The organism is Rhodopirellula europaea 6C (assembly GCF_000338295.1).
In the GTDB taxonomy this organism is placed as follows: Bacteria; Planctomycetota; Planctomycetia; order Pirellulales; family Pirellulaceae; genus Rhodopirellula; species Rhodopirellula europaea.
The window spans coordinates 1-14,045 of record NZ_ANMO01000215.1; the positions used below are offsets into that span (position 1 = coordinate 1).

Here is a 14,045-nt window from a genome sequence, read left to right on the forward strand (position 1 = left end):
CATCACCCACGGTCACTTCCGCGTCAACGGTGTGAAGGTCACCAAGCCCGGCTACATGCTTCGTGCTGGCGATTTGATCGAAGTTCGCGGCCGCGAAAACTTGAAGAACTTGTACCGTGGCGTGATCGCCAACTCGCCACCAGATGGACTGGATTGGGTCTCGTTCGACAGCGAAACGCTGCGTGCGACCGTCTTGTCGCTGCCAGGTGCGGTTGACATCAGCCTGCCCGTCGACGCTAACAGCGTCGTCGAATTCTTGTCTCGCTAACGCGGGTCAACAACGGATTGCAACTCATCGGCCGCGTGTTTTTCACGCGGCCGTTTCCTTTCCCGAATCGTCTCTTTTTTTGCTCTGGTTTCAATCATGCACGCTCCGGTTGTCGTTCTCGGTGGTGGCCCCGGTGGATACGCGGCGGCTTTCTTGGCAGCTGACGAAGGAATGGAAGTCACAATTGTCGAAGCAGAACCTCGCCTTGGCGGGACCTGCCTGATTCGTGGCTGCATCCCCAGCAAGGCTCTTCTTCACGTGGCCAAGGTCATCAGCGAAGTGGAAGAACTGAAATCAGAGTGGGGCATCGAGTACTCCGGCGAACCCAAGATCGACGTCGACGTCGTCCGGGCTCGCAAAGACAAAGTGATCGACAACTTGACCGGCGGACTTGGCGGTCTGGCCAAACGCCGCAACGTCACCGTCATCCAAGCTCGCGGTTCGTTTGTCAGCTCCAACGAACTGAAACTCGAAGGCGATCACGAGTCGATCCCAGAAGGCGGCAAGCTGACGTTCGACAAGTGCATCGTCGCAACCGGCAGTGTTCCTGCCATGCCACCCGCGTTTGACATCGGCAGTGACCGAGTCATGGACAGCACCGGTGCTTTGGCACTCAAAGACATTCCCGAAACCTTGCTCGTCGTCGGTGGCGGCTACATCGGTTTGGAAATGGGCACCGTGTACGCTCACTTGGGTTCCAAGGTCAGCGTGGTCGAACTCGGCGAAGGCCTGCTGCCCGGTGCCGACCGTGACCTCGTCAAACCGCTCGCGAAAAAAGTCGACAAGATGTGCGACGGACGCATCTTCTTGAACACCAAAGTCGGCTCGTTGGCGGAAGACGGCGACAAAGTCGTGGTCAGCTTCGAAGGGCCCAACAAGTTCGGCACCGAATCCTACGACCGAGTCCTGATTAGCATCGGTCGTCGCCCCGTCACCCGTGGACTGGGCCTGGAAAACACGCAAGTCGAAGTCAACGAACGCGGCTTCATCGTTTGTGACGAACAACAACGCACCGCTGACCCGAACATCTTGGCCATCGGCGACGTCGCCGGCGACCCAATGCTGGCTCACAAAGCCACTCACGAAGGCAGAGTTGCCGCAGAAGTTTTGGCCGGCAAGAACGTCGCCTTCGACAAAGCGGCCATCCCGGCCGTCGTGTTCACCGATCCCGAAATCGCGTGGGCCGGACTCACCGAAGGCGAAGCCAAAGCTGCCGGCCGAAAGGTCGACGTCGAGGTCTACCCGTGGGCGGCCAGCGGTCGTGCTCAAGCGATCGGAGTGACCAACGGTTTGACCAAATGGCTGGTCGATCCAGAAACGCATCGCGTGCTGGGATGCGGCATCGTTGGCACCGGTGCTGGTGAACTGATCGCCGAAGCTGTGCTGGCAATCGAAATGGGCTGCGAAGTGACCGACATCACCGAGTCCGTTCACCCACACCCAACGCTCAGCGAAACGTTGATGAATGCCGGCGAAGTCCACTTCGGAACCGCGACCGAGATCTACAAACCAAAGCGGAAGTGATCGGGAAGTGTAAAAGTGGCACAGGGCCACAGGTGGGGACCGGACACGGTCCCACCAATTGCCAATTTGCATTGTTCAATTTGCAATTTGCAATCACCCGTCTCGCTCGAATCCTAATCGAACCCGGCTCCCCGTAGGCCATGTCCCACATGGCTCCACGCCGATGCTTTGCCAAAAAGCGAGGCGACCACCCCGCACGGCAAAACCCACCACGCCCTCGCTGCCTTCAGGCGAGAATGCTGGCCTGGTTTCTCCCGCTGCCACGGTTTCTTCGCGACATGGTGGAAACGGCTCGCCCGGCAAGCCAAACTGCACACCTTCGTTCCTGCTAACAATGGTGCTGCATGCTCGCCCGTCGACGTTTCGCTTTGGCCACCTTGGCTCTGACCGCTGCCTTCCTTGGTCTCCTACCAACGACGACTTCGCCCGTCCTGGCTGAATCGCCGGAAACAACCGTGGCCCCTCCGTCGCCGCCCAAAAAGGATCCGGCGAAACTGTCTTTGCGTCGGCTCTTCAAAACATCCGACTTCCGGTCAAAGTCGCGAACGCTGCAATGGGACGACACCGAAGACGTTCTGTGGGAACGAAAGACTGGCAAAGATGGCCCGACGCTGGACCAGGTTTCGATCCCAGAAATGGAATCGACAACCATCGTGCCTCGCGAAAAGTTCTTGTTGCCGGCGGAGGAAGGCGACCTAGATTCGCCAGACGCCGAAACACGAGGCGATGAGACACAGAGCGATGCGCAGGACACCGATTCGGACGAATACACTCGCAAGCCGATCGAAATCAGCCAGTGGACGCTTTCTCCCGATGAGAAGCGATTGCTGATCTACAACAACACTCGTCGAGTCTGGCGTCAACACACCCGCGGCGACTATTGGCTGCGTGATCTCAGCGATGATTCGGTAGAAGCAACCTGGCGAAAGGTTGGCGGCCAAGATGCTCCCGACGCCAAAACCATGTTCGCAACCTTCGCCCCCAATGGTGAATCGATCGCCTTCGTTCGCGATAACGATTTGTACCTGGAAGACTGCGAAACCGGTGAGCTCCAAATGGTCGCGGGCTCGGATGATCCCAGGTTGATCAGCGGAACTTTCGATTGGGTCTACGAAGAGGAACTTGGCCTGCGAAATGGTTTGCGTTTCAGCCCCAACAGTCAAAAACTGGCGTTTTGGCAACTGGACAGCAACGGTGTTCCGATCCAAACGATGATTGACAACACGTCCGAGCGTTATGCAAAGACGGTTGAGTTTGCTTATCCCAAAGTCGGCCAAACCAACTCCGCCGCCAAGGTCGGCGTCTGGGATCGAACGAGCAAGAAGACCGTGTGGCTGGATCTCCCCGGTGACCCGCGAGAAAATTACATCGCCGCGGTTGACTGGTTGCCCAGCGAGTTCGCACACGCCAATGAGCGATTGCTGATTCAGCAACTCAACCGAAAGCAAAATCAGAATCATGTCTTCCTTTGCGATGTCGAAACCGGCCACTGCGTCAACATTCACACGGAAGTCAGCGACGCTTGGGTGCGACATCTCCGAGAACTGCACTGGCTGCCGGGGGCCGTCTTCGCGGGCGATGCATCCGACAACTCATCGCCGCGTTTGCTGTGGTTGTCAGAACGATCCGGATGGCAACACATCGAGGCCATCGAAATCCCTTCCCCCGAATCGCTTGAGGAAGAATCCAATCTTCCTTCGCGAATCACGCCGGTGACGGGCGGGTCGTGGGACGTGATTTCGATTGCAGTCGTCGCCAAGGACGGCAGCCATATCGACTTCATCGCGTCGCCGGAACAGCCATCCCAACGGGCACTCTATCGCGTATCGCTCGAGCAAGGTCTGAGCGGACAGCTCGCAACCACGCCCGAACGAGTCTCCCCGGACGAGGGCGGCACGTTCTCCTATTCGATCAGCCCGACGGCGGAGTACGCAGTGGAGTCCTGGTCCGACTTCAACTCCGCTCCACAGCAGCGACTGGTTCAGCTCGATCCTTACAAGCGTTTGAAGGCATTTGATGACAACGAGAAGCTCAACGAAAACCTCGAAAAGCTCGCTCCCGTTCACATGGAATTCTTGAGATTGCCCATCGGTGAATTCACTGATGACCCGGCGTCCAAGGACATGGAGCTGGACGTGTGGATCATGATGCCGGTGGGCGAAGACAACTCGATTGATAGCTTGCCGCCCAAGAGCGTTCCGTTACTTGTACACGTCTATGGCGAACCGGCGGGGCAAACCGTGCTCGACCAATACGGCGGAATGACCTACTTGTGGCACCGTCTGCTGACCCAACATGGAATTGCTGTCGCGAGCGTCGACAACCGCGGCGCGAACGCCCCTCGCGGGAAAGCGTTTCGGCAATCGATCTACAAGCAAATCGGCCGCATTTCGATCTCCGACCAAGCCCACGCGACACAAGCGATGCTCAAGCACTTCGCTGCTCTCGATCCCGAGCGAGTTGGATTGTGGGGATGGAGCGGCGGCGGATCATCGACACTCAACGGGCTGTTTCAGTTCCCGGAGCTGTACTCGATGGGGATCGCGGTCGCTCCCGTTCCGGACCAGCTGGATTACGACACGATCTACCAAGAACGCTACATGGGATTGGTCACCGAAAACCGAGATGCGTTTGTCCAAGGTTCGCCCATCACGCACGCCAGCGGCTTGTCGGATCCGTTGCTGCTGATCCACGGCACAGCCGACGACAATGTGCACTACGCGTCATCGGCACGCCTGATCAATCGGCTGATCGCCGAGAACAAACAGTTTCAAATGATGGCTTATCCCGGACGAACTCACTCGGTCAGCGAAGGCGAAGGAACCCGCTATCACCTGCGAACCATGATGACGAACTTCATCCTTCAGCACCTGAAGTGAATCGCCATCCCCATCACATCAGCCGACGGCCGTTAGGCCCGGTTACTCACCGCATGAGATTGACACCGCATTGGACTGCACAAGGTTTTGCTCCGCGACTTGGCCTTAACAGGGCAGTCCTATGCCAGCCCAGGGCAACGCCCTGGGTTGTGGCTTGCCTACGGCGGCGATTGAAAAAGTTAAATTGACAATTGTAAAATGGTGGTGGAGTCATGTGGGGAGCAGCAGGCGTCGAGAAATCCATTGCGGCGGTTTCAACCTCTGAACCCGCGGCCTCACCAAACCGCTGCACCACACCCAAGTCAATCTCAAATTTGCAATTGTCAATTTAACTTTTTCAGTGCCCACAACGAATCAACGGATTCGTTGTGAGCTGGTGACAACGGCTGCTCTCCAATCAACCAGCATCCACACCAAACCGATGCACTGTTGTTTCCGTCAATTTGTCACCGGGACGCAGCAGTGTGCTTTTGAAATTCGGGTGATTGCAAGCATCGGGATAGTGCTGCGTTTCCAAGCAGAACGCTTCGTGCGATTTGTGTCCGGCTGACGACGCGTTGCCGCCCAGGTGATTGGCGGTGTAAAGCTGCATGCCCGGTTGAGTCGTTTCAATCTCGAACGTTCGGCCCGATTTCGGATCCACCACGCGGGCCGCTGGTCGCAGCTTGCCAGGTTCTCCTGCGACGACGTAGCAGTGGTCGTAGCCCTTGGTGGCGGGCAGTTGATCGATGCGTTTGCCGAAGGTTTCAGGATGCAAGAAATCGAAAGGCGTTCCCTCGACCGACGAGGTCGTTCCAGTTGGAATCAAGTCCTCGTCGACGTCCAAGGTTTCGTTGCAGTGAAGCAGCGCGACGTGATCATGGATGGAGCTTGCTCCGCCGTCACCAGGTGCGATGCCGGCCAAGTTCCAGTAGCTGTGGTTGGTCAAGTTCACATGAGTCGGCTTGGTCGTCGTCGCAGTGAACTCGATCGTCAATTCGCTGGCATCGTTCCAGCGGTACTCCGCGGTCACCGTCACTTCGCCGGGAAAGCCTTCGTCCCCGTCCGGGCTGACCAAGCTGTACCGAACACCGATCTCCGGATTGCCATTGGCATCTTTGCCTGAGATCAGATCAGCGTCCCACCACTTGTGCGAGAAATTGACTTCCCCGCCGTGCAAGCAGTGTTTGCCGTGGTTGACCGTGACCTGATAGGTCTCGCCATCGATGTCGAATTTTGCCAAACCAATGCGGTTGCAGAACCGACCGATCGAGCTTCCGAAACCGGGGTGCGGATCCAAGTAGCGATCGATCGAGTCGAACACCATGTTCACGTTGGCCAGTTTGCCGTCGCGATCCGGGACCTCGACTTCCAGCAACGAGGCTCCCCAGTTCATGACCGAAACACGGTGGCCGTGCGAATTGGTCAGCGTGGTTTTCTGGACCGGTTTCCCGTCCTTGGTTTGGCCAAATGGAGTCGTGACGAGGCTCATAAATCGCTGCAAAAGGTGAAAGGAAACGGATCTCAATCGCGAATTCGCGGGCTCTGTAGACTGTCATTTTCGCGAGCCTTACGCAAGGTGCGAATCGATTGGCCCGGGCTTGGTTTGCTATGGCATCGCGATTGGTCGGGCCGGGTGAATTGCAAATTGCAAAATGAACAATGCAAATTGAGAGATTGCGATCCGGAAGAAAACCTCACCCGTGGCCCTGAGTCTCTGAGCCACTTTCCATTCTTCCTAATGCTTCGGTCGCAGCTTCCACGCGATCATGCAGGATGCCACCGCGATGATCAGCAAGCTGCACGCGAAATAGCCGAACACCAAATTGGGTTCACCCAGGTAAGGCTGGTCGCCTCTCATCAACAGCGAATCCATCGGCAACGAAAACAACGCCGAGAATGGGCTGGCCACTCCCGCCCATTCGATCCACTGCTGAACGGTCGATGACAATCCGAGCGTCGACGCCAACACGCGGGCTCCCGGAGGAACGACGTACAACACGATCAACGCCACATACGTGGTCATCAACGCCATCGAAGTTCGTTCCTGATACAGCGACGCGGTCATCGCGATGATGGCGTTGACGACGCTGACCACAACCGGAATCGCGAACATGCCGACGATCAAAAACCAACTGGAATAGAAGTCGGTGTTCAGCCCCACGCCCAGCAGCATCGGCCAAACCAGAAAGCTTGTCAGGACAAAGGCAACTCGAAAACCGACAACGAACTTGCCCCAGAAAATCTTCCAAGGCGACAACGTGGTCGTCATCAGCAAATCCAGCGTTTGCCGTTCACGTTCGCTGGTCATCGTTCCGGCGAGGAACACCGGTCCGACCAGCATGTTGAACACGATCACATACACCGCGAACCACGGTGCGTGCGGCGTTTGCCAAAACAGCAACGCGCCCATCAACGGAATCGCGAGCAAAATGCTGATCTGGATCACCAGCCTCAACATCAACGTGCCCTGACTGAAGATCTCGCCATGAATCTCTTTGTCATAAACCGGATTGGCACCATCGGCCATCAACGTTTCGCGTCGCGGCGGAGCAAACAAACGGTCCGGGAATTGATCGGGCTGGATCACCAACCCGACCGCTTCGGCGGCCTCTTGTTCAAGGTCAACAACCTCTTTGCCTTCGCTACCCACGTCCGGCGGATACAACATTCGAGAAGCCGCCGCGGCGCACATCAACGTGACGGCCGCCAAAGCAAACGCGGGCACTACCAGCACGACAACCTTCAATCGGAGTAAACCGTCACCGGCGAGTGTTTGCCACATCAAGACACCGCCGATCACGAGCGGCAAGATCAGCAGGTAGCTGACGACCAGCGAGTTACTGGTTCGCGAAAAATAGCTGCTGCAGAAAACGCCGATGGCACCGAACAGGATCACCGAGACGAACAGTCCCAGATACGCTGCCGCGACCTCGTAAACGCTGACCCCACCAAGAGGCAAAAACAGCACGATGATCGGCAACGACGCGACGATCAGCAAAGCCAAGTGAGTGAGCGCGGCGACTAATTTGCCCAGCACAATCGCACCGGGTTTGAGCGGACTGGCGAGCAGCATCTCATACGTCTGTCGCTCCTTCTCACCCGAAATCGTCCCGGCGGCAAAGCTAGGAGCCATCAACGATGCGATCACATACTGGCCAAGAAAAAACAAATCGACCAAGCGACGGGCGGATGGCGGATCTTGACTCAGATTCAACCGCTCATCACTCGGCCAAGCGACCAATGTCACCGCGGCCAACACCAACTGATACACCAACAACAAAATGAACGACCGGTTCGTTCGCAGGTTGACCAGCAACTCGCGTTGCAGCACCGGATTGTTGCGAAACGCCGCGACGGGATTGAACCGCAACGTGTTCACGACCGAAGCGATCATTGACTGCAACCACGCTGAGACCGGATTGGCAACGGTTCCATCTGCGTTTGCGACGGAAGACAGCGGCGGGTCAGCGATCGGCTTGTTCAATGCAGTTCTCGTTGAGTGACAATCGACGAGGCACCGTTCGATAAGGGACGATCCCCTTTTCGGACAAAGCCTAAACAGTGAGCGGGAAAGAAACGCGAGTTGCCACGAGGGCAATGCCACAAATCATGTGGCCAAATCAGAGACGTGTCTTGGATGCTTCACCCGCTTGTTCGCAAACAAATCGGGGGACGGCAAAACCGGGCAGACGCGATTCTAACTGACTGATCAGGGCGCGACCACAATCCTGGTCGACTTCGAAATGGGCCGCCCCGCGAACTCGATCCAATTGATGCAAGTAATACGGCATCACTCGCAGATCTATCAGCCGTCGGCACAACGATTCCAGCACATCCACATCGTCGTTCACGCCTCGCAACAAGACCGCTTGGTTCAAAACCGGAACACCGGCATCGACCAAACGCATCAACGCCGCACCAGTCTCCGAATCCAATTCCGCGGGATGGTTACAGTGAACGACGACCCAAGACGTTAAACGCGAAGCTCGCATTCTTTCGATCCAAGCGTTCGTCACTCGAGACGGAATGACGATCGGCATGCGAGTGTGCCATCGCAAGCGACGCACATGCGGGATCGATTCGATTCGCTGCATCAATTCGGCAACCGAATCATCGGTCAACGTCAGCGGATCGCCACCGCTGAGCAAGACTTCCTCGATCGAATCGTTCTCTCGCAGATACTTCAGTGCCAAGTCCAGGTGATCACCACGACTGCTGTTATCGCTGTACGGAAATTCGCGGCGGAAACAATATCGACAGTGGATGCCGCAGGCGCCGGTGGTAATCGCGAGAGCTCGTCCGTGGTACTTGTGCAGTAACCCTGGCGCGACGGCGGCGTGCAAGTCGCCGACAGGATCGCTGCTAAATCCTTCGGGCGATTCCGCTTCCTCGGGTACTGGCAGGACTTGCCGAAGCAGCGGATCGTTCGGGTCGCCCGGCTTCATCCGAGCAGCAAACTCCAGCGGAACGAAAACCGGAAAACCGTGATCTTCGTCGGCGGCATCATCCGGATCGTCCGCGGGCGAGGCCAAATCCAGATGCCTGCGCAGCTCACCCACCGAGCGGATGGCACGTTTCATCGAGCCCCGCCAAGTCGCCGTTTCGTCTTGTGTTTTGCTTTGCAAGGACTCTCGATTCAACTCTTCACGATTTTGGCCAAAAACATCGCCTGAACCTTGGTTTCTGGGCGGTTCCCCCACCGGGACAAACTCCGTTTTGGCCGTTAAACTGCCCGCACGAACGTTTCCTTCCAGGACTCGGTTCACTGATTTTTATCCGTTTGGCTTTTCCGATTGATAGTGGAGCCCACCGTGGCAACGTACAACACCAGCGATTTTCGCAAAGGACTGAAGGTTCAAATCGACGGCGAACCTTATTTGATAACCGAAATGAACTTCGTCAAACCCGGCAAGGGCAACGCGATGTACAAGTGCAAGATGAAAAACTTGGTTCGCGGCACCACGCTGGACCGGACGTACAAAGGCGGTGACTCGCTGGAAGCTGCCGACGTGGAAACAACTACGGTGCAATTTTTGTATCGCCAAGGCCAAGACTACGTGTTCATGGACGGCACCACGTTCGAACAGTACGAAGTGCCAAACGAAGTCGCCGGCGACATCTGGAAGTATCTCAAGGACGGCACCGAGTGCTCCATGACGTTGTACAACGGCGCGGCAATCACCGTCGAACCGCCTCAACACGTTCAACTGGAAGTCACCGAGTGTGGCCCGGGCACCAAGGGCGACACAGCGACCAACGTTACCAAGCCCGCGATGGTGGAAACGGGAGCTGAGTTCAACGTTCCTGGTTTCATCAAGGAAGGCAACATCATCAAAATCAACACGCTCAACAACGAGTACGTCGAACGCGTCAACAACTGATCTCAAAACGTTCGAGCTCGTTGTTGGTGAGTTGGAACCGCTGTGATTCCATCGTGAATTCGGTCTCGTAAGGTCCCCATGGTCAACACGCTCTTCCTGCCCGAACTTCGCGAAATGCTGCAACTCGGTCAGGAAACCGATCTGCGGGAATTTTGCGTCACGCTGAATCCTGGACGCACGGCCGAGTTCATGGAAGGGCTGGAAGACGCCGAAGTTTGGGCGGTGTTGCAGCACGCCGAGCCCTATCGGCGTGCCGAGATTTTCGGGTACTTCGAAGAAAACCGAAAACTAAAAATGCTGACGCGAGAACCGGCCGAGCAGGCCGCCGCGTTGGTCGAAGAAATTCCGCCCGATGACCGTGTCGACTTGATCCACGGGTTGCCCGCGGAAACGGTCGCAAACATCTTGCCGCTGCTGCCGGCAATCGACCGCCGCGACATCGAACGTTTGCGTTCGTATGTCGAAGGCACCGCCGGTTCGTTGATGACGACCGACGTCGCCAAGTTGGCCGAGCGTTTCACCGCTCGCGAGGCACTCGAAGAACTGGGACGCCGGGCCAGCGATCTCGAGACGATTTACTATCTGTATGTCGTCGACGACAACAACTTGTTGCGCGGCATCGTGTCGGCACGACAATTGGTTTCAGCGATCAGCAACACGACCAAGACGTTGGGCGACATGATGGAGACCGACGTCGTCGTCGCTTTGGTCAACGAGGACCAAGAATCCGTCGCCGGGAAGGTTGAGCGGTTCAACTTGCTGGCTATTCCCGTGGTCGACTCGGGACGCCAACTGTTGGGCATCATCACACACGACGATGTCATCGACGTTGTGCGGGAAGAACTGACCGAAGACGCTCAACGAATCGCCGCAGTCGCGCCGCTGGAAGATGACTTCTTGCGAATCGGTTTGTTCAAACTGTCGTACAAACGTGGGATCTGGCTGACGATATTGTTCTTCGCCGCTCTGCTCACCGCGTTTGCACTGCGAGCCTATGAAGATGAGCTGGAAGCGTTCGCTTGGCTGGTGTGGTTCATCCCGTTGATCATCAGTGCCGGCGGTAACTCGGGCAGCCAATCGGCGACCTTGGTCATCACCGCGATGACCGGCGGCGAAGTCAAAAACAGCGATCTGCCCCGAGTTCTTTCGCGAGAATTTGTGGTTTCGCTGCTCTTGGGCGGCTTTTTGGCGCTGATCGGCTTCTTGGTCGCCTTGGCGATCGCTCCGACGGCGTGGGCCGCATTGGTGATCCCATGCACATTGCTGTCCGTGATTTTCTGCGGCTGCATGTGCGGTGTCACGCTGCCAATTCTGTTTAAACGGATGGGATTGGACCCCGCTTTGATGAGCAACCCCTTTGTGGCCGGAATTGTTGATATCTTAGGCATCGTGATTTACATCAACGTTGCCCGCGTTCTGCTCGGATGATTCCGCCCAACCGGTGAAACCATCCGCTCGGTGGCTCGCTTGCTTCGTTGCTTCTCACCGTCTCTCAATTCATCGAGCAACTCTTTGAAAGGACCGATCTATGTCGTCTTGGCCCATTGGTGTATTCGCTTCCATCGACGCGGGCCTGGGAGTTGCTTGGCCGGTCATTCGCGAACTCGGTTTGCCCACCATTCAGCTGCACGCCCCGCACGCTGACAACCGAACTCCCGAAGCCGCTCAGAAGTTTAAATCGCAACTCGATGAATATAGCATCCAGTGCACCGCCGTCTTCGGTGGCTTCGAAGGCGAAAGCTACGCCGACATTCCAACGGTCGTCAAAACAGTGGGGTTGGTTCCGCCGGCGACACGTCAGGCTCGCCTCAAGGAGATGATGGAAATCAGCGACTTCGCTCGCGTGTTGGGCGTCGACTGCGTTGCGTTGCACATCGGATTCGTTCCGCACGATCCGGCGGACGCGGACTACGAAGGCATCGTCGAAGTCACCCAACAACTGTGTGATCATTGTCGGTCCAACGAACAATTCTTGCACCTGGAAACCGGACAAGAAACAGCGGACGGGTTGCTGACGTTCATCGATTCAGTCGAACGCGACAATTTGAAGATCAACTTCGATCCCGCCAACATGATCTTGTACGGATCCGGCGACCCAATCGAAGCACTTCGCAAAGTTGGCTCGCACGTGCGTAGCGTGCACTGCAAAGACGGCTTGTGGAGCGACCAACCAGGCGTCACCTTCGGTCGCGAAGTCCCGCTCGGACAAGGCGACGTCGGCATGGAAACGTATCTGAAGACGCTGCGCGAAATCGGCTACGCCGGACCACTGACGATCGAACGCGAAATCCCAGAAGACCCGGCGAGACAAAAAGCAGAGATTGGCGACGCAATCAAACTGCTCACAAAGATCCGCAGTGACGTGTTGGCCTAACACTGACAGCAAAGCGTGTGGCATGTGCGGTTCGTGACGGCCGCGTTTTGCTATCTCACAACCGTATCGGAGATCGCCAGACTCTTGATCACGATGATCCAGGACGCGATTCTTCCGCGTGCTTTTGGCACGTTCAGCGACTTCCCATCCTTCGCTTTGGCGAAGCCCCACCTGTGGAAAGGCACACCCAATGAAACGCGTTTTGACTTTTCTATTTTTGATGCTCGTCTGTGCGGCGACGAGTGTTCCTGCCGCGGAACCGGAAGCGAAGAAGCAACCCAATGTATTGATGGTGGCGGTTGATGACCTCAATCATTGGTTGACGTTCATGGGGCGGAATCCTCAAGCTCAAACGCCCAACTTTGATCGGCTGGCCAAGATGGGTGTGGCGTTCACCAACGCCTACTGCGCCGTTCCCGCTTGTGAACCATCTCGATGCGCGTTGATGGGTGGGCGTCGACCTTGGACAACCGGTTGCTACAAGAACGGCGACCAGTGGAAGAAGTACCAACCCGCCGGCGATGGCATGGCAGCTCAATTCTTGAACGCCGGATACAAGGTTTTCGGTGCGGGAAAGATTTATCATTCGATGGATTTTCATGCCTCTGAATGGACCGACTACATGTCCAAGCAAGGATTGTCGTCCAATGGTCCCGGTGTTCAAAAGATGGATGGATATCACAACGACATAGTCCACCCGAATTTGAAGGATGACGACCTGATCGACTGGCACACGACCAACTACTGCATCGATCGCCTGAACTCGGAATCTGACCAGCCTTTCTTCATCGCCTGCGGTCTCTACAAGCCTCACCTGCCTTTCGTTGCACCAAGAAAATACTACGACGCCTTTCCGCTGGAATCGATTCAGCTTCCGCCTCACCGTGAAAACGATCTGGATGATCTGCCCCCAGCCGGTCTGCGGATGGCTGGTGCAGACAAAGACCACAAGCAGTTTTTGAAATCAGGGCGTTGGAAGGCAGCGATCCAGTCTTACTTGGCGACCTGTGCCTACACCGACATGAACCTAGGCCGGTTGCTTGATGCGTATGAAAGTAGTCCGCAGAAGGACAACACGATCTTGGTTCTGTGGACCGACCACGGTTGGTCGCTCGGCGAAAAACAACACTGGCGTAAGTTCGCTCTGTGGGAAGAACCGACGCGGACGCCGATGATCTGGGTCGTGCCCGGGATGACTTCGCCAGGAACACTTTGTGAACGGACCGTGGATTTGATGTCGGTCTACCCGACGCTTTGCAAGCTTGCCGGAGTGCCGGTTCCGGATCATGTAGAAGGTCGCGAAATCACATCGTTGTTGAAGAACCCCAATGCGGCTTGGGACTTTCCCGCGATCACGACGCATGGGTATGAAAACCATGCCGTTCGGAGCGAGGAATACCGCTACATCCGGTACGCGAACGGCGACGAGGAGTTGTACGACAGCCGCAACGATCCGTATGAGTACGACAACTTGGCTGGCAAGCCTGAACTGCAGATCGTCAAAGATGAGCTGGCAAAATGGTTGCCGAAAGATGCGGTGAAGCCTAAGCGATAACGGAACCGGTGTTCGTTCGGATGGAGTCGGTGGGAGTGGTTGGGAAATCCTTGAGCAGCTTTCGATTTTGGAGGTCGTGTAG

The 14,045-nt window shown here is 56.5% G+C and carries 10 protein-coding genes; 7 read left to right on the top strand and 3 right to left on the bottom strand.

All coding sequences use genetic code 11. The features are described from left to right. From RE6C_RS22235 to RE6C_RS22245, 3 genes are all read left to right on the top strand, one after another. The coding region (locus tag RE6C_RS22235) for a S4 domain-containing protein (protein WP_039963048.1) at window positions 1-268 on the top strand (268 nt) is incomplete at its 5' end. A gap of 96 nt (window positions 269-364) precedes the next feature. Then, complete coding sequence (lpdA, locus tag RE6C_RS22240) at window positions 365-1,792, top strand: dihydrolipoyl dehydrogenase (RefSeq protein ID WP_008660272.1); 1,428 nt, start codon at window positions 365-367, stop codon at window positions 1,790-1,792. 344 nt (window positions 1,793-2,136) lie between these two features. Then, window positions 2,137-4,671 carry a S9 family peptidase gene (locus RE6C_RS22245; RefSeq protein ID WP_008660273.1) on the top strand — a complete coding sequence of 845 codons (2,535 nt, stop codon included), beginning with the start codon at window positions 2,137-2,139 and terminating at the stop codon, window positions 4,669-4,671. Between the two features lie 397 nt (window positions 4,672-5,068). On the opposite strand, the gene RE6C_RS22250 is transcribed toward RE6C_RS22245, so the two are convergent. The 3 genes from RE6C_RS22250 to epmB all read right to left on the bottom strand — a co-directional run bounded on the left by RE6C_RS22250 (window position 5,069) and on the right by epmB (window position 9,419). Continuing rightward, window positions 5,069-6,142, bottom strand: coding sequence for an aldose epimerase family protein (locus RE6C_RS22250; RefSeq protein ID WP_008660274.1), 1,074 nt, complete (start codon window positions 6,140-6,142; stop codon window positions 5,069-5,071). Window positions 6,143-6,388: 246 nt separating this feature from the next. Then, on the bottom strand, window positions 6,389-8,137 hold the full coding sequence (locus RE6C_RS22255) for an ABC transporter permease (RefSeq protein WP_052035027.1): 1,749 nt from the start codon (window positions 8,135-8,137) through the stop codon (window positions 6,389-6,391). 136 nt (window positions 8,138-8,273) lie between these two features. Further along, window positions 8,274-9,419, bottom strand: coding sequence for an EF-P beta-lysylation protein EpmB (gene epmB / locus RE6C_RS22260; protein ID WP_008660277.1), 1,146 nt, complete (start codon window positions 9,417-9,419; stop codon window positions 8,274-8,276). Window positions 9,420-9,464: 45 nt separating this feature from the next. On the opposite strand from epmB, the gene efp reads away from it, so the two are divergent. From efp to RE6C_RS22280, 4 genes are all read left to right on the top strand, one after another. Then, complete coding sequence (gene efp, locus RE6C_RS22265) at window positions 9,465-10,034, top strand: elongation factor P (protein WP_008667209.1); 570 nt, start codon at window positions 9,465-9,467, stop codon at window positions 10,032-10,034. A gap of 78 nt (window positions 10,035-10,112) precedes the next feature. After that, window positions 10,113-11,462, top strand: coding sequence for a magnesium transporter (gene mgtE / locus RE6C_RS22270; protein ID WP_008660280.1), 1,350 nt, complete (start codon window positions 10,113-10,115; stop codon window positions 11,460-11,462). Window positions 11,463-11,562: 100 nt separating this feature from the next. Next, window positions 11,563-12,408 carry a sugar phosphate isomerase/epimerase family protein gene (locus RE6C_RS22275; RefSeq protein ID WP_008660282.1) on the top strand — a complete coding sequence of 282 codons (846 nt, stop codon included), beginning with the start codon at window positions 11,563-11,565 and terminating at the stop codon, window positions 12,406-12,408. A 190-nt stretch (window positions 12,409-12,598) separates the two neighbouring features. Continuing rightward, complete coding sequence (locus RE6C_RS22280) at window positions 12,599-13,963, top strand: sulfatase (protein ID WP_008660285.1); 1,365 nt, start codon at window positions 12,599-12,601, stop codon at window positions 13,961-13,963. Window positions 13,964-14,045: the final 82 nt, after the last annotated feature.